Genomic DNA, 25,973 nt, shown 5'->3' with positions numbered 1-25,973 from the left:
CGGTGTGTGACCCGCACCCGTCCCTGGTTAGTGCTCATGGCTCACCTCCCCGTACGGGCGCTCGTGATAGTAGCCCGTGCCATAGCCAAGCCCCGGGGTGGAGGGCGCTCGGTTGAGTGCAGTCAGGACCACATCGCAGCCGGCGAGCTGCTGCATCGCGTTCTCCACGGAGGCGGCCGGGGTGCGCTCGGCGTCGACCACCATCACGACCTGTCCCATCCCGGCGGCCAGCACGCCCGGCTCGCTGGTGGCCAGTAGCGGGGGGGAATCGAACAGGATGATGCGGTCCTGATAGCGATCGTGAAGTTCGTCCAGCAAGGCCCGCATCCCGTCACTGGCCAGGATCTCGGTGGATCGCCCGTGCGGGCGCCCGGCGGGCAGCACCGAGAGGTTCTCGATGTTGGTCCGCATCAGGACATCGGGGATGCCAAGGTCCGGCTCCGTGAGGACATCCATCAGCCCGCGCTCGGCCTCGAACCCGAGGACCCTCGGAACGGTCGGCTGGGCCACATCGGCGTCGACCAGCAATACCGTGCGGTCGACCTCCATCGCCATGCTGATCGCCAGGTTGGTGGTCAGAAAGGTCTTGCCCTCGCGTGGCAGCGAGCTGGTCACCATGATCAGCCGTCCGCGGGGTATCCGCATTGCGGAGTGGCGCCCGAACGCGTTGTTCAAGAGCGGCCGCTTCATCATGCGGATCTCTTCGGCCAGGGTGGAGCGCTGGTCGCCGGGCACGATCAGCCCCTGCCGCCGCAGGTGCCCGAAGTCGATGCGAGCTGCCGCCGAGTGCTCGCCGTGCCCGGATGCCGGGGCCTCCGTGCCCCCCGCTTCCCGGTCCGTGTGTCCGGATGCTGCGTCGGCGGGCAGGGGCTGTATGGGAGCCGACCGGCTCTTGTCGAGGGCTTTTTCAATGATGCTCATGAGCGTCTGGCTCCCCTTGCCGTGCGCCGGCCCGCAGGGCCCGCGCCTCCATGGAACAAATGCATCCCGGTCCCTGATGCGTTGCGTGCGATACACCGGGCCGATGGCCGCGGCCGTTCATCGCAACAGGCTCAGCAGTTCGTCGAGAACACCGGCCGATCCGGTGAGGTAAAGACCCATGACCACGGCATACACCAGAAGGAGGGTGGCCAGGGCGATTGAAAAGGCCGACAGCTCCAGCCTGCGGCGGCGCCGTATCTGGGGTGTGCGTACGGCCGAGATGGTGCCCAGAACCGGGCGACCGGCGATCTCCGCGAGCTGCCGCCGATTGCTGACCGTCCGCCGCAGCTGTGAAAGCAGGAAGGCGAAGCCCGTGCCCGCGCCCAGACCGACCAGCAAGATGCCGGTGGCCATCAGTGGGCGGTCGGGTGCCGAGGGGGCTGTCGGTCGGCGCGGCGGCTCGAGGACGCGGAAATCGACCGAGTCGGTTTCCGACTCCACCGCGCCCGACATGATCGCCTGTTCGCGGCGGCTCTGGAGCTGGCGGTAGGAGTCGCGCAGTACGTCGTAGTTGCGGGTCAGCGCGGTCAGCTCCGACTCCACGGCCGGAGCGCGGTCGACGTCCTGTTCCAGCCGCGCGACCCGCGCCTGGAACTCTTCGATCCGGGTCTCCAGCATCGCGATCTCGCTCTCGGCGTCGGTGATCGCGGCCTGCAGCGCGTCGCCACCCCCGGTAGCCCCAATGGGTACGACCGCCGGGTTGCGCGCGTAGTCGGCGGCTTCGCGCGAGCGGCGCTCTTCCAGCTCCGAGAGGATGCGCCTTGCGGCGACGATGTCGGGGTGGTCGTCGGTGTAGCGATGCCGCATGGCATCGATGTTTTCCTGCAGGTCGTTGATCCGGCGGTCCAGCTCCGGGTTGCGGTACTGCGCCCTCACCGTGCCGCCACCCGACCGGCTCTCCTCGGCACGGCGCTGCAATGCGGCCAGGCGGCTGTGGGCCTCGCGCAGTTGCAGCTCTGCCTGGGCCACCTGTTCGCGGCCGCGTTCCAGGCGCGAATAGAAGTTGCCGTCGCCGCTGATAAAGCGCGCATTCTGCCGCTTGAAGTCTTCGATCTCGGCTTCCCTGGCCTGCAGCTGGCGCTCGTAGATCTCGATCTGGCGCTCGATGAATCGCTGCGAGGTGCTCAGATCCAGGCGCGAGTCGCCCAGGCCGCGCTCCATGAACAGATTCACCGTCTCGCGGACCACGCGCTCGGCCACATCAGGATTGCTGTGGCGAAAACGCACCGTGAAGATGTTTTCGCGCCGTTCGCCGTCCAGGGTCAGCCTGCTGCGCAGCAGGCTGACCTGCGCGTCGAGGTCGGCACTACCCATGTAGACGTCCAGGTCGCTTTGCCGGGCGATGGTCTCCAGGTTGTCGCGGCTGAGCAGGGTGCGCGTCACCATCCGCAGCCGCTCTTCTGTATCCGGGCGCACCGTCATCCCGCGCAGCAGCGGGTTCAGGACGGACTGAGTGTTGACGAATACCTGCGCATTAGCCTGATAGGTATCCGGGAGGCTCTGGATGTAAGCCCATCCGCCCAGACACACAATCCAGGCAATCGGCAGAATCCACCAGCGGCGGCGCCAGGTGGCGCGCGCCCGCTGAACAAAATCCTGAACAATCTTTTCCATTTCTTGTTGCCCCCTGTTAAACCCTTTGACGTTCAATGACGCCTTGTGGGTCTTCGAACGGAGTAACATTTCTCCGGTAAAAGGGTTCCCAGCAAGGTCGATTGGCACCTTGCTTGAGCCCCACCTCGGGAGACGTCTAGGGCTATTGAAGATCGTTTGTTTTCCCTTGTCTACACGTGTCGAGAATGTTTACACCTGAAAAAATTTTGAAGCTGAGTTTTCTAATAAATTTTCGCGGTTTTATAACGGATCAGGGATTTACGTTAACTGGTACGCAGTTTGCTGGGCTTTGTTCGATTAGGCTCGAAACGGCTGCGGCAGGGGGGTGGCCTGGCGGTTGGGAGGGATTCTCAAATGCACGACGATCTGGGCCAGAGAAGTCTCGCGCAGAATCTGGCGGAGTTCTGGCATCCCGCCATGCTCAAGCGGAACTGGAGCGAGCGCCTCGCGCTGATGAACGACATCTACCGACAGCTCCATCGGTTCAGTGCCAGTGACGAAGAGTACGAGTCCTGGGCCGGACAGCTGGTGGAGGCCGTAATCGACCGGCTCGGGGAACCCCCGATTACGGATCCGGCTCAGGCCGATCTCTACGCCTGTTCGCCGAACCCGAGGCACTGGTCGGCCGCATTCGCCTGGCGCTACGGCCGCAAGACACCCGGCCGGCCCGAGCAGCGCTGCTGGCCTCGGTATGCGGTCAACCTGCTGACCGAGATCGGCATCCGAAAGGAGTGGCGCAAGTGCCGCCTGATGGATCTTTCGCGTGGTGGCGCGCGGATTGCGCTGGTCGGGCAGTACCCGTATTTGCCGCCGGATACCGCCTTGCAGCTAATGCTCCCGACCGCCGGGACCTTCGATGCCGTCGTGGTATCCGATCGCCGAGTGGGTCTGGGCCTGCGTTTTCTCAGGCGCAATGGTCCGGGTCAACGCATCGACACGACGGCTTGAAGGCATGCGCCTCTGGCCGGGGAAATCCGTATTGAATTACGCAATGGAGGACGAACGTTTGTATACCCATGCTGGCGTCGAACCGGGACGCCCCACCTCAGATCGTTGCCTGCCGGATGGGCACTCCCCGTCCTATCAGGTGTATCTCGCCACGGGCGCCCGGGCGCGTCGCATCCACTATCGGATGCGCTACGCGGTGTACTGTCTGGAGACTGGTTTCGAAGCGGCCGAGCGTTACCCGGAAGGTTTCGAGCGCGACATCCACGACGAGCACGCCGCTCATTTTCTGGTGCGGATGGGCGGGCTGTACGACGGCGGGCACTGGGTTGGCGCCATGCGTCTGATCCGGCCGGAGGCGGGTCTCCTCCCGACCATGGCCGCCGGGCATCTGTTTGAGGATGCCTTCGCGACGCCCAGGGTCGAGTCCCCGCGGGTGCTCGAGGTTTCCCGTCTGATTGCTCGTGGTTCACCGGAACGCGGATCGCCGCGTTTGCTGTATCACCTTTGCCAGGCCGCCCAGGCCTATGCCGAAGACCACGGGTATGACTTTCTGCTGTTCATGATTCGACCAGCCCTCGCGCGTCTGCTCCAGCGCCACCATATCCCCATCGAGCTGTGTGGCGAGGCCTGTGATCACCGGGGGCTGCGGCTGCCGTTTCGTGCATTGACTGCCGAGTCCGGCCTGGCGCTGTCCGCCTGGCGCCGCCGGCTGGGGCTGGGCGACGCACCGGCGCGTCCCCACTATGCGCAGCTGGCCGGGCACCCACCGTTCCCGTACCGCGCGGCGCCGGGGTACAAGCGTTGCTGGCGCCCGCGTGTGTATCACGCCCCAAGGGCTATGGAAGTGCCCTGTGCAGGATGACCCGCTCATCACGGCATTCTGCCGCTATTTTTCTCTGGTGAAGCCGGACAAGGAGCAGCTGGAGGCGGTGTACCGACTGCGCTACGAGGTCTACTGCCGAGAGTTTCGTTACGAGTCTCCGGAGAACTGCCCGGGCGAGCGCGAGATCGACGAATATGACGCCCAGTCCACGCATTGCCTGCTGGAGCATGTGGTGAGCGGTACCCACGCGGGCTGCGTCCGGGTCGTGCATGTCGACGCGCGTCAGAAGATCCACGAACTCCCGATGGAGCGCCACTGCGATAACTGCTTTTACGAGACCGAATTTCGCCCGGACCGGCTGGAGCGGGACGCGATCTGCGAGGTCTCCCGACTGGCCGTCAATGGCCTGTTCCGGCGACGTCTGGGGGAGTCGGTCACTCCTGTCGGGGACCTTCATCTGCTGAATGTGCCTCTGGAACAGGCGCGTACCTTCCCGCTGCTGGCGTTGAGTCTGTTCATGAGTGCGGTCGCCATGATGGAGATCGAGGGCCGCTCGCATGCCTTCGCCATGATGGAGCCGTCGCTGGCGCGCATCCTGCGTCGCCACGGCCTGAAGGTGAAGCAGATCGGCACGCTTCAGAACTACCATGGTCGCCGCGCGCCGTTTCATATTAGTCTGCTTACAGCCCTGGCCGGGATTCACCGTTCACCGTCGCTGAGCCAGCTGTATGCACACTCCTATGCCAATCTCTCCGACCCCCATCCCTCCGACTCTCTCTGGGACGCGATTGCCAGCGCGGCCTGATGCCTGAATTCGACTATCACGCGGCGTTCCGGCGCACCCATGGCTGGGTGACCTGGCCGGAGATGGAACGCCTGCGCGGTGCGCGGGTGGCGATCGCCGGGCTTGGGGGTGTCGGCGGGAGCCATCTGCTGACGCTCGCCCGCCTGGGGGTGGGGCGCTTTCATATCGCGGATTTCGACTGCTTCGAGCTGCACAACATGAACCGCCAGGCGGGGGCCGGCATGTCCCGTTTGGGCCGACCCAAGGTCGAGGTCCTGCGCGAGATGGCGCTGGACATCAATCCGGAGCTCGAGATCACCACATTCCCGGAGGGGGTGTACCAGCACAATCTGGAGGCCTTCCTGCAGGGTGTGGACCTCTACGTCGACGGGCTCGACTTTTTCGTGTTTCAGGTCCGCCGCGAGGTCTTCGCCGCTTGCGCGGAGCGGGGGATCCCGGCGATCACCGTGGCCCCGCTCGGCATGGGGGCCGCATTGCTCAATTTCCGCCCGGGTGGTCTGTCGTTCGATGACTACTTCGACCTGCGCGATGGATTGCCCGACGAGGAGCTGGCGCTGCGTTTCATGATGGGCCTGGCCCCGTCGATGATGCAGATGGGCTATCTGGCCGATCCTGCCGCCGTCGACCTGAGGGCGCAGCATGGCCCGTCCACCGTGATGGCCTGCGAGCTGTGCGCCGGGGTCATGGGTACCGAGGCCCTGAAGATCCTGCTGGGACGTGGCCGTGTCGTCTGGGCCCCGCGCGGCGTTCACTTCGATGCCTATCGCCAGCGCCTCGCCCGCACCTGGCGCCCCGGTGGCAACCGCAATCCCCTGCAGCGCCTGCTGCTGGCGATCGGACGACGTCGACTCGCACGTCTCCGGGCCCAGGTCTGAACAGCAGCCATCCAGCCTCGCGTTTCGTATGTTCGGACATAAAAAAACCCCTCGTCCGAAGACGAGGGGCCGGGAGAGGCTTTCCACCCAGGGGGGAGCAGAAGGCCCAACCACAAGGGCTGCTAGGCAGCCAGGCCAGTCTCGCGGCGGCGGCGTCGCGTGGCGACGAAGCCGAGCATTACCAGCCCGGTTCCCAGCAGAAGCAGCATGCCCGGCTCGGGTACCCCGAACCACCGGGCGTCGGCCGAGCCGACCACATCAAAGGTAGTGCGCTGATCGACTTCCTCGAAACCCTCGATAAAGTCGAACTGACCCGATACTCGGACATTCATGTAGAACGGGTCCGGACTGGTGAAGAATTGCTTGCCTTCATCCGTCAGCATCCACTCGTTGAAGATGAGCGCGAAGCTGCCGATATCGTCCGAGCCGGGTTCAAAGCGACCCGCGCCCCGCTCGAAGATGTCGGACCAGCCTACGAGGATGTCATCACCCGTGCCGCCAAGGGCCACACCGTCGGCCGCATCGCCCGAGTTAAACCCGAAGGTGGTATCCAGATTCGGATCCAGGTAGAGCGCGATCGAGCCGGTGGTGCCGGTGAACTCGCCCGAACCCGCGTCGAAAGTCCCGGAGGACTCGAACACGGCATACAGGCCATAGAACAGATCACCGTCGTCCCCGCCGGCGCCCAGACGATTGCTGACGCCTGTACCCCCAAGGAAGTACTGACCTACGTTCCAGTAGGCCGCCGCGTCGAAGGAACCGTCGGTATCGAGGGTCAGCAGCTCCTCATACCCGCCGGTAATACGGTCAACCTGACGTTCGCCGACCGCGATCGTCGAGAGATCGAGCTGCGAATCATCAATCGTGAAGACGCCGGCATGTGCGGTGCTCGCAAGCCCCAGACTGGCCACTGCCAGTACCGCCCCCAGCGCTGTTTGCTTGAACCTTTCCATGTTGTAATCCTCCACCAGTTAGCATCAATTTGTTTGGGTTAACGCTTACTTCCACTTCAATTTGCTAGTCGTCCTGTCTTGCGAGTGAAGTAAAGCAGGCTGCGTGCCAAAAGTGTTAACTATCGGATTTTCAAGGCGTTTGTTTTGTTTTTCCTTGGTCCTGGAAAAGGCCTTTGTAAAAAAAACGGACGGCGGAGTTGGGGGCTCGGCCGTTCTTTCCGTGAAGGAGATGTCACATGTCCAAGCGTGCCAAGACCCGCGACGAGATTGCCGAGGCCTACAAGTCGCCACCCTGGTGGTACGACGCGCGGGGGTTTTTCATCCTGACCTTTGCCTACAACAGCACCCTGGGCGCCCAGATCCGTTTTTTTGGCCGCAACATGGGGGCCCGGCATCTGGAGATCGGCTGCGGTACGGGGACGTTGCTGGAGATGGCGATCAAGTGGCGGCGCCGGCGCAAACTGCCGGAGAGCGAAATCGTTGGCGTGGATTACGCCGAATCCATGCTGGCGGGCGCGCGCCACCGCTTCGCAAAGGACGAGCACGTGACTGTCAAACACGCCGACGCCGCGGAGCTGCCGTTCGCCGACGGCGAGTTCGATACGGCCAACATCGCCAACTCGGTACACTGCTTTCCGGATGTGGACGGCGCCATCCACGAGGCCTTTCGGGTGCTCAAGCCGGGGGGCACCCTGGCCGCGAACGTCCTGCTGTATCCGCGCACGCCGCAGCCACTCAAATTGATTGCCGAACGCATCAACCGCTGGGGCATGCGCAAAGGCATCCTGCATACCCCGTACGAGGCCCGCGATATCCTGAGTCGCTTCACCAGCGCCGGGTTCCAGGTGGTCGACTCCTCGATCTCGGGCAATTGCTACAACCTGCTGTTGAAGAAATCGCAGTAGTCCTGGCGCCAGTTTCGACGCTGGCCGGAAAAGCTGAAGCCCACGCGGACGTGGGCTTCAGCTCGGCGCGTCTTTCTCGCTTTTCCGGGTTTACAGCGACTCGTGCAGCGACTGCGCCCGTTCGCGTTCCGGGAAGTCTTCGTGGGCCTCCAGTAGCTCCGTCAGCAGGTCGCGCGCCTGTTCGGTTTCGCCGCTGGCCTGGTAGGCCTGCGCCAGATGGAACCCGATATCCGGTGCCTGCGGGCTCATCCGGTAGGCCCGCTGCAGGGTCTCCAGCGCGTTCTCGGTGTCGCCGCCCTCCAGCAAGACCACGCCCAGGGTGTCGAGAATCGCGGGCTGATCCGGGGCCAGTTCGACAGCCCGCTGGGCATACTCGCGGGCGCGGGGGTTGTCGGTCTCGCGGGCCAGCCATGCCGCATTGTTCAGCGCGATGACATCGTTGGGCCGCTGTTCCAGCACGGTTTCGTAGGTTTCCAGGGCTTCGGCCTCGTGGCCGGCGTTGATCTGCGCCGAGCCGAGCAGGTGGCGCGAGGCGAGATCATCGGGGTGGTCCTGCAGCCAGCCCTGCAGCGTCTCCAGGGCCGCGTCGGAATGGCCGGCCCGCTGCTGAACCTGGTATTTCTCCACCAGCCAGTCGCGTCGGGACTCACGCTCAAGGGCGCGTTCGTAGCCCTCGATTGCCTTGTCGAGCTCGCCGGCTTGTGCGTCGAACCAGGCCTGTTGCGCGATCACCTGCGCCGCCTCCGGGGCCCGCTCCGCAACGGGCTCGAAGACCTGACGCGCCTCGTCGACCTCGCCGGCCAGACTCAGGTGGCGGGTCAGCACCATGCGCGCGCTCATGTGGCTGGAGTCGATCGACAGCGTCTCGCGCAGGGCCGTGACGGCCTGCTCGGTCTCGCCCAGCGCGGCGAGATTGCGCGCCTGCCGGAAGCGCAGCTCCGCGGCATCCGGCCGCAGTACGGCCAGGTGCCCAAGCGTCTGTGCCGCGCCCGCGAAGTCCCCCTCGCGCTCCTGCAGATCGACCAGCAGGCCCAGCACTCGGGTGTCGTTGGGGTGATGTTCGCGGGCTTTTTCCAGGGTCGATCGGGCGGCGGCGTGATCCTCCTGCTGGTTCTGGGCGCGTGCCAGCATCAGGTAGGGCTCGATCCGATCTCGGTGCGCCTCGATTGCGTCCTGCAGCCAGCGCTTGCCGGCCTCCATCTCGCCCTGCTGGAAATGCAGTGTCGCCAGCCGAATCGCCGAGGTGGGATGCCCGGGGTCGCGTTCCTGCAGGTCCTCGAGGATCTCGCGGGCCGTCTCCAGGTTGCCCTGGCGGACCTCGAGCGAGCTCAGGTTCAGGGCCAGGGTGCTGTTGTCCGGATGGAGCGACAGTCCTTCCTGATAGATCAGGCGGGCCTCGTGGGTTTCGCCCATCCCCAGCAGGGCGGCGCCCATCAGGTTGAAGCCCTGCGGGTTTTCCGGGTCCTTGTCGCGCAGACGCTGGGTGGCTTCCAGGGCCTGCTCGTACTGCCCATCCCGGATATGCGCCAGGGCCACCGAGTAGTCGGCCAGGCGTACATCCGCGCTTTCGCTGGCGACTCGGTGCAGCAGCGCCATGCCTTGCTCGTGGTCGCCGTGCCGCACCAGGGCAATCCCCAGCATCTCCTGCAGTTCCGGGCGGTCCGCGCGGTTGGCCAGGGCCTCGCGCAGGACCTCGATCCCGCTTTCAGTGTCGCCCTCGCCGATATAGAGCGCGGCCAGCTGATCGCCCAGGGCTTCGATCAGGTCGGGCCGCTCGCTCAGTGCCTCGGCCAGGATCCGTCGCGCATCCTGGGTGCGGCCCTGTTCAATGCGCAGCTGGGCCAGCAGCCGATAGCTCATCGCGTTGGCCGGGCCCAGCGCATGGTGGCGCTCCAGCAGGCGTTCCGCCTGGGACCAGTTGCCTTCTTCCAGCTGGATGGCCGCCAGATAGGGCATCGCGAGGCGGTAGTTGGCCGAGGCCGCCAGCGCCTCTTCCAGGTGGGGGCGAGCCTGCAGGGGTTCGCCCGTCTCGAACTCGATCAGCCCCATCAGGAAGTGGCCGCCGGCGTGGTTGGGTGCGCCATCCTTGAGGAATTTGCCATCGGCCCGGGCCTCGTCGAACTGCCCCAGTTCGACGTGCATCAGCCCGCGCTTCAGGCGTTCGGCGATCGCATCCGGGCGCAACTCGACGGCGCGGCTAAAGGCCTTGAGTGCAGCCTCGGGGTCGCCCTGCACCCGTTCCAGGTCTCCCTTGAGGGACCAGGCAGGCGAAAATTCGGCGTCCGTTTCCAGGGCCGCATCGGTCATCTTCATGGCCTGCTCGGCGTCGCCATCGGACATCGCCTTGTAGGCGCGCGCCAGATGAATCTCGACCAGATCGTCATGCGCCTCGCGGGCGGCCTCAAGATAATCCGATCCGGCAGTGGCGTCTCCCGCCTGATAGGCCGCCAGCGACCGATAGGCCAGCAGGCGCGCGGCATCCTCGCCTTCCAGGCCATCGGCCTCGGGGATCTCGGTGATTGCCCCACTGCCACCCAGCATGAACAGCAGCCGCGCCAGGGGCAGGGCGTACTCGTTGGGGTCCGCGCCCGTCTCCAGGGCTCGTTGCAGGTGGCGCACGGCCGGTTCCGGCTGCTGGTCGCGCAGATAGGCGAGGCCCAGGCGGCCGCGCACCTCGGGGTCCGGATTGCGCTGCAGCACGTTGCGATACTCGATGGTGGCCGCGGCATATTCGCCTGCCTCCATGTGGCGCTCGGCGCGTTCGCGGTGCTCGGCCTCGGTCGGGGTGCCCAGCGCGTCGCAACCGACCAGGGTCAGCGCCATCAGCAACGGGGCCAGGCGCGGGAGGGTGCGGCGGGGCGCGCCCACCACACGGGATACAGAACGGGGAGTCTTCATGGCGGGTTTACCTCAGGCCAAATTTGTCGAGCAGGCTGTAGAGCGTCGGCCGTGTGATTCCGAGCTGGTCGGCGGCCTGGGCAATGTTGTTCTTGCTGCGGGCCATCGCCTTCAGGATGGCCTCGTGTTCTGCGCTGTCGCGGATATCGCGTAGTCGTACCGCCGGGGCCTCGCCCTCGGGCGGCTCCAGGCCCAGGTCCTTTGCGGTAATCAACTGGCTGTCGGCCATGATCACGGCGCGGCGGATCAGGTTTTCCATCTCGCGCACGTTGCCCGGCCAGTCGTAGGACTCGATCGCGTGGGTGGCGTCCTGGGTAAAGCCGCGGCGCGGCCGCCGCTGATCCTGGGTGAAGCGGTCGAGCAGGTAGTGCGCGATCAGCGTTGCATCCCCCTTGCGCTCGCGCAGGGGAGGAATCGAGACCGAGATCTCGCTGATGCGGTAATACAGGTCTTCGCGGAACTCGCCCTGCTGGATCAGCGCCTTCAGGTCCTGGTTCGTGGCGCCGATGATGCGCACGTTGACCGGGATCTCGCTGCGACCGCCGAGGCGTTCGATCTTGCGCTCCTGCAAAAAGCGCAGCAGCTTGGCCTGCAGGCTGTGCGGCAGGTCACCAATCTCGTCCAGGAACAGGGTCCCGTTGTTGGCGTGTTCGATGCGCCCGATGGTCTGCCGTGTGGCCCCGGTAAAGGCGCCTTTCTCGTACCCGAACAGTTCGCTTTCCAGCAGGTTCTCCGGGATCGCCGCGCAGTTGATCGCCACGAAGCGTTCATCCGCGCGCCCGCTCAGGTCGTGCAGCGCGCGTGCCAGCACCTCCTTCCCGGTGCCACTCTCGCCCAGCAGCAGCACGGTGGCGTCCGAAGGTGCGACACGCTCGACTACCCGGCAGACATCCAGCATTCCCGGGTCGGCGGTGATGACCCCGCTCAGGGACGCCCCGGGCTTGCGCGCCAGCTTGCGGTTCTCCGCCTCGAGGCCGTACAGGTGGGCAGCGCGATCGACGATCATCCGCAGCAGGTCGGATTCGACCGGCTTGATGTAGTAGTCGTAGGCGCCCAGGGCCACGGCCTTGAGCGCGTTCTCGCGATCGTCATTCCCGGTGACAACGATGACCTTGGTCTCCGGGTCCATCGCCAGGATGTCCTGCAGCAGGGCCAGGCCCTCGGAAGCATTGGCCGGGTCTGGCGGAAGGCCCAGGTCCAGTGTCACCAGCTCCGGCTGATGGCGCCGCATCCTGGACATGGCGCTTTCGCGGTCCTCGGCCTCCAGGATCTCGTATCCCTCAAAACACCAGCTCAGCTGGTTGCGCAGACCCTGATCGTCTTCGACGATGAGAAGCTTCAGCATGGAACCCTCGCAATCACCTGCGGCCTTCATGACGGTTCAGCCATGGCCGGTGCCATCTGCAAGGGGAGCTTCAGGGTAAAGATCGTTCCGACGCCGGCCTCGCTGTCGACGGTGATGCGTCCTCCCATGCGCAAAACTCGATCCCGCGCCTCATATAAACCAATCCCCATCCCTGCATTTCCCTTGGTGGTTTGAAAGGGCTTGAAGAGCCGATTTTTTAGAAAAGCCGGCTCCATACCGCTCCCCGTGTCTTCAATTTGAACAATAGCCCAACCCCCTTCGGTGTAAAGATTGAGATTGATTGAGCCGTCATCCGGCGTAGCTTCTTGAGCATTTCTTACAAGATTGAGTAGTACATTTTTAAGTCCCTCCTGGTCCCCGATGACGGCCGCGGGTTCGCGCAGGTCGAGCCGCGGCAGGGGCGAGCGGTGGCTGCTGGCCTCGGAGACCTCGGCGAGAAGCCGATCCAGCGGGATGATGCGGCTCGGTGTGTCGGGCGTGGCCTGGGCGTGGCGCAACTGGGCCAGGGTCCGCTCCAGCCGGTCGCGGGCATTGCTCACCGTGTTCAGGGCGTCGCGGACAAAGTCCGGGTTGGACAGGTGACGCTCCGCGTTGGAGCACACCAGGGACAGCTGGGCCGAGACGTTCTTGAGGTCGTGCACCAGAAACGCCGCCAGTCGGTGAAAGGCCTCGAACTGGCGGGCCTCCAGCAGGGCCTCGTCGGTCTGCACCAGCGCGACATACACCGCGAGCTGGCGCCCGGCGGTCTTCAGGAGGTCGCGTTCCTCCCAGTCGATCTTGCGCGGCGCGCGGGGCTGGGCGAGCACGACGAACCCCTGCAGACGCTCGCCCTTGAGCAGCGGCACCACCACCCACAGGCGCGTGTTCTGCGCCAGCCATTCGGGCAGTTGCAGGCCCTGATACAGCTCGGGGTCTCGGCGGTATTCGTTGAGGTCGATCACCCAGCCGGTGCGCGCGACGAACTCCACCAGTGCCCCGTCGGGCTCCTCCGGGGGATAACTCGGATCGCCCAGGTTCAGTACCCCCTCCAGGGCGTAGGGGCCGTTGCGGTCGCGCACCCACAGCAGCCCCCCAGGGCTGTCCACCAGTTCGCCGATCGCCTGGATGGCGCGTTGGCGGAACGGGATCTCGTCATCCTCGGCCGAGAGCGTTCCGGTAAACCGCAGCCACTCCTGGCGGTAATCGAACGAGTAGCGAAAGAAGTGCTTGGCCAGGAAGACGCGCAGACGCGACCGCAGACTGCCCGAGGCGACGATGACGGCCAGCAGCAACGCCGCGCCGAACAGAAACACTACCTGCAGGAAGGCACCCAGATCGCCCCCGACATGCCGCAGGTAGTACCCGGCGGCCCCGATGGCGAACAGATAAAGCCCGGCGCCGATCAGCGCCGCGGTGTGAAACAGCAGGTGGCGCGAGACCACCGGGGCCTCGCGGGCCTGCAGCGGCCGGCGCGCCAGCGAGATCGCGAGCAATGGCACGATGAGCGCATTGACCAGGCCGCGGGCCTGCCAGGCCGGGCTGTTGATCGCCCCGAACAGTACGAGATCGGCAAACAGGAAGAGATCGAAGGCGAACATCGCCCCGAGGCCCAGGCTCAGGAACTTGATCTCCCAGCGCCGCTGCAGGGGCGTATTGCGAAAGACCTGCTCGACCAGCACCAGGCCCAGCACCGCCATGCCCAGCATCGCAGTGCCCACCCAGGCGCCATAGGTTATCGGGAGCGGCAGTGCCAGGGCAGCGAACACGCCGAACATCAGCGCGGCGGTGACGATCATCGCCGTGCGCAAGGGTGCGGGTGGGCGCGTGCTCGGCTCGCCGCGGCGCGCGAGCAGGGCGAACAGGACCGCGAACCACCCGGCGTTGCGCAGCACCTCGAAGGCCCCGCCGGAGACCGGTGCCTCGCCGATCTCGTGCGCCACGAGCGCCATGTGCAGCGCCCAGATCACCGACAGCAGCGCCGCGCCCGCGACCCACAGGCTCCCCGGGCGCTGCCGCCAGGTCCACAGGGCCAGCACCACCAGGACGAGAAAGGCGAGGGCGGCCAGGAGATAGCTGGGCGCGGCGAGATTCATGGCTCAGCGGGCCCCGCGGCCAAACAGGACGACGCGGACCGTCTCGAACAGGATCATCAGATCCATGAACAGGCTGTGGTTCTTGACGTAGTACAGGTCGTACTGGAGCTTCTGCCGGGCATCCTCGACCGATGCGCCGTAGGCGTAGCGCACCTGCGCCCACCCGGTGATACCGGGGCGGATGCTGTGGCGCGCGAGGAAATACGGGATCTGCTCGCTGAGCTGCTCCACAAACACCGGGCGCTCCGGGCGCGGCCCCACGAACGACATGCGCCCCTGAAACACGTTGATGATCTGCGGCAGTTCGTCGATGCGCAGCTTGCGGATTACCCGGCCCACACGCGTGATGCGGTCGTCGTCGCCGCTGGCCCAGCGGGCCACGCCGTCCCCCTCGGCATCCATGCGCATGCTGCGGAACTTGCAGATCTCGAACGGCGTGTTGCCCTGGCCGACCCGGGTCTGCCAGTAGAGGACCGGCCCCGGGCTGTCGAGCTTGATGGCGATCGCGGTCAGCAGCATCACCGGCAGGGTTGCCACCAGCAGGGCCGTGCTCGCCAGTAGATCGAAGCTGCGCTTGACCACGGCGCGTGCGCGGTGCTGGCGGAAGCCCCCGCCAAACACCAGCCAGCTGGTGTTGATCCCGTCCAGCTGGAGCTGGCGGTCCTCGCGCTCGAAGAAAGTCGACAGGTCCGTGATGCGAATGCCGTTGAGCTTGCATTCCAGCAGCTGGTTGATCGGCAGGTTCTCGCGGCGCTCGCGCATGCCCACCACGATCTCCTCCACCCGCAGCGAGCGCGCCACATCCAGCAGGCTGGTCTTGTCGTCCAGCACCCGGAGTCGTTGCTGGTCCACCAGCCGATCGGTCTCGCGCTCGGTCGCCACATAGCCGACGACCTGATAGGTGGCATCGCCCCCGTCGGGTCCGGCATGGCGTACCTCCAGTGAGCGCGCACGGCTGCCCGTGCCCAGGACCAGGATGCGCCGCTTGAAGGCATCGGTCTCCGACAGCCCGCGAAAGAGGCTGCGCTCGGCCGTCAGGCTTGCCAGCAGGATCACCGCGCCACTGCCCACGATCGTCGGTGTCAGTACGCTGCTGGCCGTGAGCAACCCGTAGATCGCCAGCGCGCCACCCGCCAGGACCAGAGCCCCGCCCAGGCGCACCACAGCGGATCGCAGGCTGAACCTTGCCAGGCACTCCTGCTCGTAAAGCCCCACCAGCATCACCGCGAACAGCACCACCGCCACGGCGATCAGGAGTTCCGGCATCCAGGGGTCGACCGGGCCCAGCGACAGGGCGAACAGGGCGAGCGTCAGGTAGAGCGCGATGTAGATCGCAACCAGCTCCAGCCCCACCAGCGCCAGGATCCGTCGCGATACGTAATGTCCAAGTATGCGCATGCTCAAGATGCCCCCCGGTCACCTCCCCCAGAGCCGGGGAGGCGATCGATGCCTGTTTCTTTCCCGAAACCGGGTTGTCCGCTCGGCTTGTAACCTGCGGGCGCGGCAAGAGGCCTTGCCGTGCCCGCACCGGTCAGAAGCGGCGTTCCGGGATGATCAGGATGTCGCCCGGCAACATGTCCACGTTGGCCGAGATGTCGCCCCCGTAGATCAGGTCGTTCAGGCGGACGCGGTACTGCTGGCGTTCGCCGTTTTCGTTGCGCACCAGCACGGCGCGATTGCCGGCCGCGAAATCAGTAATCCCGCCGACCGCGATCATCACATCCATCACGGTCATCTCTTCGCGGTACTGCAGCGCCTGAGGCTCGGCCGCCTGGCCGATCACGCGCACCTGGCGGGCATAGGGGCCAGCAAAACTGGTCACCATCACCGTCACGATCGGGTCGCGGAGGAAGTCGGAGAGCTTGTCTTCCATGTCCCGCGCCAGCTCACTGGGGGTTCTGCCGCTGGCCTGCACGTCTTCCACCAGCGGCGTGGTGATCTGGCCATCCGGCCGCACCGCCACTGCGGTGGACAGATCCGGGTTGTTGCGGACCGCGATATTCAGCGTGTCTCCGGGACCGATGATGTACTGGTCCACCACCGTTTTTTCCACGGTCGAGGGGGCATCCGGATAGGGCGTGGTGGTGCAGGCGCTGGTCGTCACCAGGACGAATGCCAGGGACAAAATGAGAACAATAAAAGCACTTTGTGGGCTGGTCTTGACGGTCATCGCTTGTCTCCCCTTTGGGCGTGTAAGGAAACGCTTCCGCTTCCTTGAGTCAGTCCAATTTGACACCGCCGACTTCATTGTCCGGCGAAACCCGGACCCGGCCCTGATCGTGCCCGGACCCGTCTCCGTTTAGCCTCGAAACGGTGCGGGCAATAGCAAGCACTTAGTTAGTATTGGCTATTCCCCTGGATAATCGATGTTAGACGTGGCACCCGGCCCAGACCATCAGTCTTTAGACTGACGATGGGGTGTTTTCCGTTCGGTTTATTTGGTCCTTTCAAATCCCGTTGGTGGGCCCAAAATAGGGTCCTTGATTTTGCGTCTACTACCGGGGAAAAACGTTGGACCCCATCCCTCTGCGTCTGCTAGCCAATTGGCTTCTTCTGCCTCCTTCCGGTCCTCTCATACTTGCCATTGTCGGGTGGATTATTTACCGCACAAATGTTGGAAAAGTGCTGTTGGTAATCGGCCTTCTATTGAGCTATTCCTTGTCTACTCCTGTATTTAGTTACGCACTCATGAAGCCCTTACAGGAGGGTTTTGCGCCGCCGGACGACAACCAGCTGGCGGACGCACAAGCGATTGTGGTGCTGGGGGCCGGGTATCGCAGTGGAGCCGAGGAGTTCTCGGGCGAGACCGTCCACGACCTGGCACTGGTGCGCCTGCGTTACGCGGCGTACCTGCACCACCGCACCGGGCTGCCCGTGATGGTTTCGGGCGGGGGCCCCGAGGAGCGAGTTCCAGAAGCCGACTACATGGCAGAGGTACTGAAGGAATATGGCGTCCACCCGATCCTGCGGGAACCCAATGCGCGCGACACCTGGACCAATGCCCGGCACTCCGCCGAGCAGCTGCATGCAGAGGGGATCGAGCGCGTGGCACTCGTGAGCCATGCCCATCACATGCCGCGCGCCACTTGGTCATTCGAGCGCGCGGGCCTGGAGATTATCCCGGCCCCGACCGGTGCCTTTGTGCCGCGTGATAGCGGCTGGTCCCTGGAGGCCTTCCGCCCACAGGCCAGTGCGCTCTGGGCCAGCTGGCTCGCGCTGCACGAGTACTGGGGCATGGCCTGGTATCGCTGGCAGTACGGGCCCGAATAGCCCGGCACGCCACTCATTTATGTACAGCCGTTCGATCAACGACGAAGCGAAGGTTTGACGATGAAAATCCTGGTAACCGGTGGAGCGGGCTATATTGGTTCACATGTCGTGCGCCAGTTGCTGGCCGATGGTCACGATGTCGTCGTCTACGACAATCTCAGCACGGGGCACCGCTGGGCCATTGGGCATGCCGCGCTGATCGTTGGCGACATGGCCGACCGCCAGCGCCTGCACAGTGTCCTCGGGGAATATGCGTTCGACGGCGTCCTGCACTTCGCCGCCAGGATCGTCGTCCCGGAGTCGCTGGCCGATCCGCTCGGATACTACGGCAGCAACACCCGTAACACCCTGAACCTCCTGGAGGGGTGTCAGGCGACAGGCGTGCGTTTCCTGGTCTTTTCGTCGACCGCCGCGGTATACGGCATCCCGGCACAAAACCCCGTCGACGAAACCAGCCCGCTGCTGCCCATCAACCCCTACGGCGCCTCCAAGGTCATGTCCGAGCGGATGATCGCCGACTTCGGCCAGGCGAGTGATCTGCGTTACGTCTGCCTGCGCTACTTCAACGTGGCCGGCGCGGCCCCTGACGGGACGCTGGGCCAGGCCACTCCCAACGCGACCCACCTGATCAAGGTCGCCTGCCAGGCCGCCCTGGGCGAGCGAGATAACATCACCGTCTTCGGGACCGATTACCCGACCGCTGATGGCACCTGCGTAAGGGACTACATCCACGTCGAGGATCTTGCCGCGGCCCACCTGCGCGCGATGGACTACCTGGTGGCGGGCGGCTCCTCGCAGGCCCTCAACTGCGGCTATGGCCACGGCTACAGCGTGTTGCAGGTCCTCGAGTCCGTGCAGCGCATCAGCGGTTACCGATTCCCCGTCATCCATGGCCCCCGCCGCGCCGGAGACCCGCCAGCCCTGACCGCAGACGCGTCCCGCATCCGCGACCTGCTGGCCTGGTCCCCCGAATACGACGACCTGGACCTCATCGTCCGCCACGCCCTCACCTGGGAACGCCGCATGACCACCGCAGCGGCGCCCCCGATGGCCGTCCGACTCCACCCCCTGGCCATATCGGAAACCACCGCCCACGCCTACAGCGCCCCCTGATCCTCCGTCGAGGCGGCCGTCCTCAAGCGGGCAGCCTCTCCCGTTACAGGACCGTACGGCGGGCGAGGTGCAGGAGCCGGGCGGGCAGCTCGTACTCCAGCTCCCAGATGATGCTCATCGGCTTGCTGCCCTCGTGGTGCTGGTAACGTACCGGGCCGCAGAAGGTGAATGGCTCACTGAGGCCCGTCGCATCACGCTTGGCCCGCCGAATGAACAGCATGGGGGTGTAGCCGAGCTGTTCGTGGTGGATGTAGCGCTGCCCGGTCTCCGAGGTGGGGGAGGTGCCGGACTGCGACTGCCAGTGGAAACGCCGCTCGTTGAGGGCGTAGTCCTCGTACATGGTGGTGGGTGAGAACTCCTGCTCGGATTTTTCCAGGGTGACGAACAGCGCATCCACGCGTCGATCGGGTACGTGCCGGACACCCTCCTGCTGGGTGATCGGCTTCTCCAGGCTGCCAAGTCCCAGCGCCAGCAGGATCTGCTCGCGGGTGTAGGACGCGTGCAGTTCCAGCGGCCCCGTCTGCTCCGGGAAGCTGATGCCGCTGGCGGGGACGATACGCTCGTGTCGCCAGGCGGCGACTTCCTGGAGATCCCGGTACAGGGGGCGCTGTTCGCGGACGAAGGCGTCGACGGCGGTTAGGTCCCCGTCCCCCGGCCGCGTCTTGCCCCATAGCGTGCTGTGGACGAGGGCCAGCCGGAGCCGATCTTCTTCGGCAAGCTGCTCCACGTTCGCGGCCGGCTGCGCCAGATGGGTCTGCAGGGTTTCCAGCAACTGGTGATCGTCACACCGCGCCAAGCGCTGCAGCCCGCGTTTGAGGCCGCTGGCATAGGGTCCCAGCGCTTCGGTCGACTCGCCTCCGCAGTCCGCGCGCAGCCGGGAGGGCAGGTCCTTGCGCAGCAGGTCTTCCGCTTTATCCATATGCAGGCAGTCCAGCATCTTGGGCAGGCTGGCGGAGTCGATGTCCTCCCGGAAACAGTCCTTCAGCTCGCGGACGAGCTGCGGTCGCTGGCGGTTGATCTGCGCACGGATGTTGTCGAGCACGTGCTGGGTGGCCAGGCGGTCGAGGTGGATCAGGCAGCCGCTGGGCAACCAAGGGAAGCCTTCCTGAATCTGGTGATCCACCCGCTTCTCCGGCCGCGCGCTCAGGGCCCGGAACCGAGCGGCATAACGAAAACGCCGATTCTGCGGTGCGACGAAATCCAGCACGGTCAGGTGCGGCTTGCCCTCGTGCAAGCGCAGGCCGCGGCCCATCTGCTGTAGGTAGACCGTCAGGCTCTCGGTCGGGCGCAGCAGCAAAACGGTATCCACCTCCGGCAGGTCTACGCCTTCGTTGTAGAGGTCCACCGTAAAGATGAAGCGGATGCGCCCCGCGCGCAGATCGCGCTGTACCGAAAGCCGCTCGTGATCCGGGCTTTCGCCAGTCAGCACCGCGCTGGGCACCTGCTTGGCCGAGAAATGCTCGGCCATGAATCGGGCATGGTCGCAGCTGATGCAGAAACCCAAGCCCCTAACCGAGCCGAGATCCGTCGCGTGTTCTTGCGCCTGCCGCAGCACCCAATCGGCGCGCGCCCGATTGCCGGTGAACACCCCTTCCAGTTCTTCGGCGTCATAGCCCCCGCGCCGCCAGCTCACCCGGCTCAGATCCACGGACTCATGGTCGGCCACGCCAAAGTAATGGAACGGCACCAGCAACCGACGCTCGATCGCATCCGGCAGGCGGATCTCATGGGTATAGCGCTGCCCGAAGTGCTTGCGGATATCGTCGGCATCCGTGCGCTCCGGCGTCGCCGTCAGGCCCAGCAGGCACTTAGGCCGCACATGCTCGAGGATGCGCTGGTAGCTGCCGGCAGTACTGTGGTGCGCCTCATCCAGCACCACGTAATCGAAATGCGCCGGGTCGAGGCGATCGAGGTCCCGTGCATTCCAGCTCTGCACCGTGCAGAACAGGTGGCGGTCCTGACTCGGACGCGCCCCGCCCACCAGCACGTCGCCAAACTCGTGGTCCTGCAACACTTGCCGAAAGCTGGCCATCGCCTGACGCAGGATCTCCTCGCGGTGGGCGATGAACAGCAGCGACGGGCGCCCCTTATCCGCCTGCTCGTGCGCAAACCGGCGATAGTCGAACGCGGCGATCATGGTCTTGCCGGTCCCGGTGGCGGCGATCACCAGATGGCGGTCGATCCCCGAACAGCGCTCGCGCTGGATGTCCTCCAGGATCTCCTGCTGAAAGGCATACGGCCGCAGGTCGAAGAACGCGGTGGCGTCTTTCTGCGCCCCGTGCCCCGAGCTGGATTCCGACTCCAGTGCCCGTTGCAGGCGGGGGAGGTCATCCTTGGTGAGCGGTTCGAACTCCGCCGGGTCTGCCCAATGCGCCTCGAACGAGGTCTGGATCTGTCGCCACATATGCGGCAGCTCGTATTCGCTGACCTTGGCCGTCCACTCCAGCCCCTCATCCATCGCCACCCGCGAGACATTCGCCGAGCCGATGTAGGCACTGCCAAACCCCGTGCTCCGATGGAACAGGTAAGCCTTGGCATGCAGTCGCGTGCGGTGGGTGTCGTACGAGACCCGAATCTCGGTGTTCGGCAGGCTCAGCAGAAAGTCGATCGCCTTCAGATCCGTGGCGCCGAGGTACGAGGTCGTCGCGATCCGCAGCCTGGGAGAACCATCGGCGGTCGGGGTTTCGGTAAAGCGCTTCAGCGTCTCGCGCAGGGCGCGAATGCCACTCCACTTGATGAAGGACACCAACCAATCGGCACGCACCGCACTGGCCAGCTCCTTCTCGATCTGCGTGACCAGACTCGGTGTGCGATCTGAACCGGTGAGCAGGCTGGACAGAGCCAGCGGAACATCCGGCCGTGGCGTCTCCTGCTGCCCAACCTGATCAGCCGACGGGGAACGCACCTCCAGCAACTGCCGAAACGGCGGCTGCGGCAGGTCCTCCTCAATCCCGGACAGCGGATGCCCCGCCGCCGCCAGTGCATCCGCCAGCCCTTGCACGGCCCGCACCCAGTCCTCATGCCCCTTTTCCCGCAGCTCTCCGGCTCGCTCCGCCAGCCGTTGGGCCAGTTCGGCCGCAAGGGCCATCCCAAGGTCGTCGCCCTCCAGGCCCTGGCTCCAGCGCGCGCGGTCCTCCAGACCCAGGGCCTCGAGCGCTTGCCGCACCCGCGGCGTATCCAGCCGTTCATGCAAACCGACCCATTGGGCGCCGGACAGGGGTTTGGCGGCACTATCTCGGCTCATTCGGAACGTGCAGCAATAAAGGCTTCGAGCAACGGGATGTCCGCAGGCGCGAGCTCCAGCCCGCGAGCCTCCATAGGCGACACCCAGCACCACCGATCGTGCACTGTCAGCACCGGACTCTCGTCCTCCGTCCACGCCCGCAGCGCCACCAACTCCATGCCTTCTTTATTCGGAATCGGCGTGCGCCCGATCTTTTCGCCCACTCGGAGCTCCATCGACAGCTCTTCACGAAATTCGCGGCACAACGCGGCCTCCAGGCTCTCACCCGGCTCCGCCTTGCCGCCGGGGAATTCCCAATACCCCGCCAGCGCTTGATCGCCACCGCGACGCGCCAGAAAGATCCGTCCTTGCGCATCCTCCAGAATGCCGCAGACCACCACACCCTGATTCGCTTCTATGAGCGTTGCCAACACTGACTCTCCATTTCCCCTGGTCGGATCCTAGCAGGCAACGGCGCCACGACTCCTCCCGTCACGCCAATTCCGCGATAACGGTGATATACCGATTCTGTATAGCACCAAGCTCTGTCACGCCCGAGCCTCCGTTTTCCACGTCTCGCTCCGAATCAGTCCACCCGCAAGCCTTTAACGTCGGCCCCTGCGTCTCAACTGCGATGGACGCGAGGGCAGATATAAGCCATTGACAACGAGCGGAATATTGTTCATCCAAGCGGGTGGGAACCCTGCCACTCGACGCGACGTCTATTACCATGATACAACCATGGTTAAGCAGTAACCGTGTATCAGCGCCAGGAGAACGCTAGGACAGTATGCAGAATCCACATATCACGAATATCACAGCTTCAGTCTGACTTACTCTTATATTCCATGAATACTCTCTCACCGCCTGAGATTCACGGCCTCTTTTGGCTGCCCGGCAATGAGGAAACCAAGGTTTCCGGAAAATGCCTCTGCACCGAAGATGGATCTATTGAGCTCGAAATACTTGGAACGCTTTCTGGCAAACCCATTGAACAAGATGACGGGACCGTTCCCCGAATCTTGGGCGTCAGCTCAAATGGAAAATTTGTCACTCTAGACGATTGCTTCTACCGAAAGAGAAACTTCAGCTTTCCTGGCATTGCTGTCGCACAGATACACGTCCATCGGATGTATATCGGAGCTCACTTCTCCGCCGCCGAGCAAGTTGCGTTTGATGCCATTTCTTTTCATTCCACCGCCTTAGACGAATGGATTCGTTACAGCCCTATTAATGTCGAACTGCGTGTCGGCAAAAATCCCGGCGTGTCAATCGACTACCAGCCCCCGCCATCACCCAAGTGGCCGCTCAAAGATGGCACCATAGAATTCAAGTTTGCTTGGACCGCACCGTCGCCGGGCCAATTTCGTGAAGCCAAAGTCACTCAAAGAACGCTCATTGAGTGGAATTTCCCTGAGCCTAAATTAGTGAGCCAAGCGACCTCATACATATTCAAGCTCGCGGATTTGGCCTCGCTCGCCTGTGATCGAACCCTCCCCATTCATTCAATTACGGGTTACCGGAAAGATCTCACCGAAGAGCAGGGAGAAAAAACGAAGAGGACGCCTATCGAAATCTATATGAACCTGGAGCGGAGCCAAGAAGTAGATCATGCCCGCCTATCTCGTCCTTTTGTTCTTTTTGATTTCAAAGCAATATCGGAAACGTTTTCGAACGCGGTACAAACTTGGTTTGATAGCTATGAAAAGTTCGATTCGGCTTTCAATCTGTACTTCGCGACTAGAGCGCCGAGGCAGTTGTATCTTGAAAACCGATACTTAATGCTCGCCCAGGCTGTTGAGACGCTCCACCGGAAGATGTTTACGGACGTGTTTTATGAAAAAGACGAGTACGCCGAGCTTTCTGCTGCTGTCATGGAAGGTGTTCCCCAAAAATTTCAGTGGTGGGTACAAGCCAGGCTCCAATACGGTAACGAACTTTCATTGAGGCAGCGTCTCAAGAGACTATTTTCTGGACACGAAGAAATTTTCGGCGGAAAGTCGAAGGTCAAATATTTAATCTCTAAGATTGTAACCACTCGAAACTACCTGACGCATTATGATGAAAGCCTTAAAGATTTAGCTGCATCTGGCTCCGAAATGCATAATCTCTGCTTGGCCCTGGAGCTACTGCTGCAAATCCACTTTTGTCGGATGGTGGGATTCTCCCAAGATGACGTACATCAGATTTGCAGCACTTCGGAAGCTATTGCGGGGAAGAAACGTGAAATCGAAAAAAACGTTGCAGGTGACGTTTGACCCGCTGCGACCTTCGGCGACGGGGTCGAGCCACGGTAAGCATCGGACCTAAAAGCGCTTTTCTAGGGGGAGGGGCCGGTGCGGGCCTTTGGACGCGGCATTTGAGGCCACGAGATTATGAGTATCTTCGGGGGCAAACCCTCCCGTTTACGCTGCGGCGCCCCTCGTGCTGAAGCATTCCACTATTCGCTTGATGAGCGATCGGATTGACCAGTTCCCCAACGCCTCCAGGGTAACCTTTGACGGCTGCAATGGAGGGGGTCTAGCGTCAGAGGAAAGGGCAGGGAACGGCCCGGCGAAATCCGTTGCAACCTCGCGGAATCGCGAAGGAGGCTCACCATGCGCAGCGTAGACAACATGCCGGTCCTCGACTGGCAGGACGGCAAGAACGCCATGCGGGCGAAGTTCCAGGTGATGCACGAGGAGCCGGTGGTGCTGAAGATGCCGGCCGACATGGACTGGTCGGTGAACGAGGGCGAATTCGGCTGCACGCTGGACGACAACGGCATGCCGCGTGACTGCGAAGGCAGCAGCCTGCTGCATCGTCTGGCGGAGATCAATGACATGCCCGCGCTGGAAGATGTCGCGAAGGCCTGTGCCTACTCCAGCTCGCGCGTGGATATCGACGCCGCGGGTTCCCGCATCATCGTGCACGACTGAGCGGGCCTGGGCCGCTGGTCCTGCCGGCGGCGACCCTGCAATGTGGAGCGGTGGGCGATGTCGGTGATCCACCACGAGATGGAGATCGACGCTGCTCCGGAGGCGGTGTTCGAGTTGATGGCCCGGGTGGAGGCGTTCGCCGCCTACAGCGAGGCCATCGAGTCCATCACGTGTGTCGGGCCCGAGCGCTACCGGTGGCGTGTGCGGGTGGCCGGGGTGCCGCTGACGTTCGAAGTGGAGGTGCTGGTCGCGGTCCCGCCGCGCCTGCTCGGCTGGCGCGCGCTGGCCGGGTTGTCCTGCGAGGGCTGTTATCGGCTGACACCGAGTACGCGCGGTACGCATCTGGATCTGGCCGTGCGCTGCGGCGACGAGAACCCCCTGACCGATGGCCTGCTCGGCCTGGCTGCCCACCCGCTGCTGGATGCGCTGGGGGCGGAGGTGGTGCGCAACGCCTGGCCGCGCCTACACGGTGCGTGATGCCTACGCCTGCGCGTGGAACTCGCGGTATTCGTCGAGGAAGGCGAGGCGGGTGGTGTCGGTGACGCGGTCGATGAACAGGGTGCCATCGAGGTGGTCGATCTCGTGCTGGAAGACGGTGGCGAGGAACCCTTCGGGTTCCAGGTGGCGGGTCGTGCCGTCGGGCTCGTAGTAGTCCACGGCGATGTGGCGCGGCCGGGCGACTTCGCCGCGCAGGCCCGGTACCGAGAGGCAGCCTTCCCAGTAGCACTGAGGGGTTGCGTCCAGCACGGTGACCACCGGATTCACGAGGACCAGGCGGCCGGTCGGCACGGCGCCGGGGTAGCGCGTATTGCCCGGCTGGATCTCGATCACGGCGACGCGTTGCGGGACGCCAATCTGGGCAGCAGCCAGGCCGAGGCCTTCGCTGGCGTGCATGGTGTCGACGAGGTCGTCCACCAGGGCGTAGAGCCCGGGGCTGTCAAAATCGGATTCGGGTACCGGGTCGCAGACGCGACGCAGGTCGGGGTGCCCCATGCGCAGAATACGGCGAACGCTCATGGGAAGGATGGTGCCACAGGAGAGATAATGGTGGCCGGGGACGGAATCGAACCGCCGACACGGGGATTTTCAATCCCCTGCTCTACCGACTGAGCTACCCGGCCATTTCTCGGAGGGATTCGCCCTTCGGGCGAAGGGCGGTATTAAAGCGGTCCGTGGCGGCTACGTCAAGCAATCGCCGCCGAACCGCCG

The 25,973-nt window shown here is 64.2% G+C and carries 21 protein-coding genes and 1 tRNA gene; 10 read left to right on the top strand and 12 right to left on the bottom strand.

What is annotated here, in order from left to right:
• Positions 1–27: 27 nt before the first annotated feature.
• Together C936_RS0101595 and C936_RS0101590 are read right to left on the bottom strand one after the other, a co-directional pair.
• The gene (locus C936_RS0101595) at positions 28–921 is read right to left on the bottom strand and encodes an XrtA-associated tyrosine autokinase (protein WP_018139499.1); all 894 of its coding nucleotides are present in this window, start codon (positions 919–921) and stop codon (positions 28–30) included.
• Positions 922–1,038: 117 nt separating this feature from the next.
• The gene (locus C936_RS0101590; RefSeq protein WP_018139498.1) at positions 1,039–2,595 is read right to left on the bottom strand and encodes an XrtA system polysaccharide chain length determinant; all 1,557 of its coding nucleotides are present in this window, start codon (positions 2,593–2,595) and stop codon (positions 1,039–1,041) included.
• 354 nt (positions 2,596–2,949) lie between these two features.
• Here C936_RS0101590 and C936_RS0101585 point away from each other — a divergent pair, with 354 nt between their 5' ends.
• From C936_RS0101585 to C936_RS0101570, 4 genes are read left to right on the top strand one after another with little or no spacing between them, the layout of a single operon-like run.
• A complete protein-coding gene (locus C936_RS0101585; protein WP_018139497.1) occupies positions 2,950–3,543 on the top strand; it encodes a PilZ domain-containing protein in 594 nt (197 codons plus the stop codon).
• 43 nt (positions 3,544–3,586) lie between these two features.
• Positions 3,587–4,405 carry an acyl-homoserine-lactone synthase gene (locus tag C936_RS0101580; RefSeq protein WP_018175000.1) on the top strand — a complete coding sequence of 273 codons (819 nt, stop codon included), beginning with the start codon at positions 3,587–3,589 and terminating at the stop codon, positions 4,403–4,405.
• On the top strand, positions 4,395–5,171 hold the full coding sequence (locus C936_RS0101575; protein ID WP_018174999.1) for a PEP-CTERM/exosortase system-associated acyltransferase: 777 nt from the start codon (positions 4,395–4,397) through the stop codon (positions 5,169–5,171). The genes C936_RS0101580 and C936_RS0101575 overlap by 11 nt, the downstream gene beginning before the upstream one ends.
• Entirely contained in the window at positions 5,171–6,046 is an 876-nt protein-coding gene (locus C936_RS0101570) for a ThiF family adenylyltransferase (protein ID WP_018174998.1), read from the top strand. The genes C936_RS0101575 and C936_RS0101570 overlap by 1 nt, the downstream gene beginning before the upstream one ends.
• A 122-nt stretch (positions 6,047–6,168) precedes the next feature.
• Here the strand turns inward: C936_RS0101570 and pepA are convergent, their stop codons facing one another.
• Positions 6,169–6,999, bottom strand: coding sequence for a flocculation-associated PEP-CTERM protein PepA (gene pepA / locus C936_RS0101565; protein WP_019023129.1), 831 nt, complete (start codon positions 6,997–6,999; stop codon positions 6,169–6,171).
• 236 nt (positions 7,000–7,235) lie between these two features.
• Here pepA and C936_RS0101560 point away from each other — a divergent pair, with 236 nt between their 5' ends.
• Positions 7,236–7,904 carry a class I SAM-dependent methyltransferase gene (locus tag C936_RS0101560; RefSeq protein WP_018174996.1) on the top strand — a complete coding sequence of 223 codons (669 nt, stop codon included), beginning with the start codon at positions 7,236–7,238 and terminating at the stop codon, positions 7,902–7,904.
• A gap of 90 nt (positions 7,905–7,994) precedes the next feature.
• Here C936_RS0101560 and prsT read toward each other — a convergent pair whose 3' ends face one another.
• The 5 genes from prsT to C936_RS0101535 form a co-directional block, all read right to left on the bottom strand.
• Entirely contained in the window at positions 7,995–10,775 is a 2,781-nt protein-coding gene (gene prsT / locus C936_RS0101555) for an XrtA/PEP-CTERM system TPR-repeat protein PrsT (protein WP_018174995.1), read from the bottom strand.
• Positions 10,776–10,809: 34 nt separating this feature from the next.
• On the bottom strand, positions 10,810–12,147 hold the full coding sequence (gene prsR, locus C936_RS0101550; protein WP_018174994.1) for a PEP-CTERM-box response regulator transcription factor: 1,338 nt from the start codon (positions 12,145–12,147) through the stop codon (positions 10,810–10,812).
• Between the two features lie 26 nt (positions 12,148–12,173).
• Positions 12,174–14,240, bottom strand: a complete 2,067-nt coding sequence (gene prsK, locus C936_RS0101545; RefSeq protein WP_018174993.1) for an XrtA/PEP-CTERM system histidine kinase PrsK — start codon at positions 14,238–14,240, stop codon at positions 12,174–12,176.
• Positions 14,241–14,243: 3 nt separating this feature from the next.
• On the bottom strand, positions 14,244–15,638 hold the full coding sequence (locus tag C936_RS0101540) for a TIGR03013 family XrtA/PEP-CTERM system glycosyltransferase (RefSeq protein WP_018174992.1): 1,395 nt from the start codon (positions 15,636–15,638) through the stop codon (positions 14,244–14,246).
• Between the two features lie 133 nt (positions 15,639–15,771).
• A complete protein-coding gene (locus C936_RS0101535) occupies positions 15,772–16,410 on the bottom strand; it encodes an XrtA/PEP-CTERM system exopolysaccharide export protein (RefSeq protein WP_012983857.1) in 639 nt (212 codons plus the stop codon).
• Positions 16,411–16,928: 518 nt separating this feature from the next.
• On the opposite strand from C936_RS0101535, the gene C936_RS0101530 reads away from it, so the two are divergent.
• Both C936_RS0101530 and galE read left to right on the top strand, forming a co-directional pair.
• Complete coding sequence (locus tag C936_RS0101530) at positions 16,929–17,510, top strand: ElyC/SanA/YdcF family protein (protein ID WP_018174991.1); 582 nt, start codon at positions 16,929–16,931, stop codon at positions 17,508–17,510.
• A gap of 60 nt (positions 17,511–17,570) precedes the next feature.
• A complete protein-coding gene (gene galE, locus C936_RS0101525; RefSeq protein WP_018649126.1) occupies positions 17,571–18,623 on the top strand; it encodes a UDP-glucose 4-epimerase GalE in 1,053 nt (350 codons plus the stop codon).
• 43 nt (positions 18,624–18,666) lie between these two features.
• On the opposite strand, the gene C936_RS0101520 is transcribed toward galE, so the two are convergent.
• Both C936_RS0101520 and C936_RS0101515 read right to left on the bottom strand, forming a co-directional pair.
• Positions 18,667–21,867 (bottom strand): DUF3427 domain-containing protein, encoded by a 3,201-nt coding sequence (locus C936_RS0101520; RefSeq protein WP_018649125.1) that lies wholly within the window; start codon positions 21,865–21,867, stop codon positions 18,667–18,669.
• Positions 21,864–22,277, bottom strand: a complete 414-nt coding sequence (locus C936_RS0101515; RefSeq protein ID WP_038038568.1) for a (deoxy)nucleoside triphosphate pyrophosphohydrolase — start codon at positions 22,275–22,277, stop codon at positions 21,864–21,866. The genes C936_RS0101520 and C936_RS0101515 overlap by 4 nt, the downstream gene beginning before the upstream one ends.
• Before the next feature lie 417 nt (positions 22,278–22,694).
• Here C936_RS0101515 and C936_RS14985 point away from each other — a divergent pair, with 417 nt between their 5' ends.
• From C936_RS14985 to C936_RS0101500, 3 genes are all read left to right on the top strand, one after another.
• On the top strand, positions 22,695–24,104 hold the full coding sequence (locus C936_RS14985) for a HEPN domain-containing protein (protein ID WP_196800027.1): 1,410 nt from the start codon (positions 22,695–22,697) through the stop codon (positions 24,102–24,104).
• Positions 24,105–24,443: 339 nt separating this feature from the next.
• Positions 24,444–24,764, top strand: coding sequence for a hypothetical protein (locus tag C936_RS0101505; protein ID WP_018649122.1), 321 nt, complete (start codon positions 24,444–24,446; stop codon positions 24,762–24,764).
• Positions 24,765–24,821: 57 nt separating this feature from the next.
• Positions 24,822–25,241, top strand: a complete 420-nt coding sequence (locus C936_RS0101500; RefSeq protein WP_018649121.1) for an SRPBCC family protein — start codon at positions 24,822–24,824, stop codon at positions 25,239–25,241.
• A gap of 3 nt (positions 25,242–25,244) precedes the next feature.
• On the opposite strand, the gene def is transcribed toward C936_RS0101500, so the two are convergent.
• Positions 25,245–25,781: a peptide deformylase gene (gene def, locus C936_RS0101495; protein WP_018649120.1), complete on the bottom strand. Its 537-nt coding sequence runs from the start codon at positions 25,779–25,781 to the stop codon at positions 25,245–25,247.
• A gap of 28 nt (positions 25,782–25,809) precedes the next feature.
• Positions 25,810–25,885 (bottom strand) — tRNA-Phe (locus C936_RS0101490).
• Positions 25,886–25,973 lie beyond the last annotated feature (88 nt).

The organism is Thioalkalivibrio sp. ALJ4, from assembly GCF_000377225.1.
In the GTDB taxonomy this organism is placed as follows: domain Bacteria; phylum Pseudomonadota; class Gammaproteobacteria; order Ectothiorhodospirales; family Ectothiorhodospiraceae; genus Thioalkalivibrio.
Note: the sequence above shows the minus strand (reverse complement) of the source record. Positions and strands in the feature narration are given on the sequence as shown.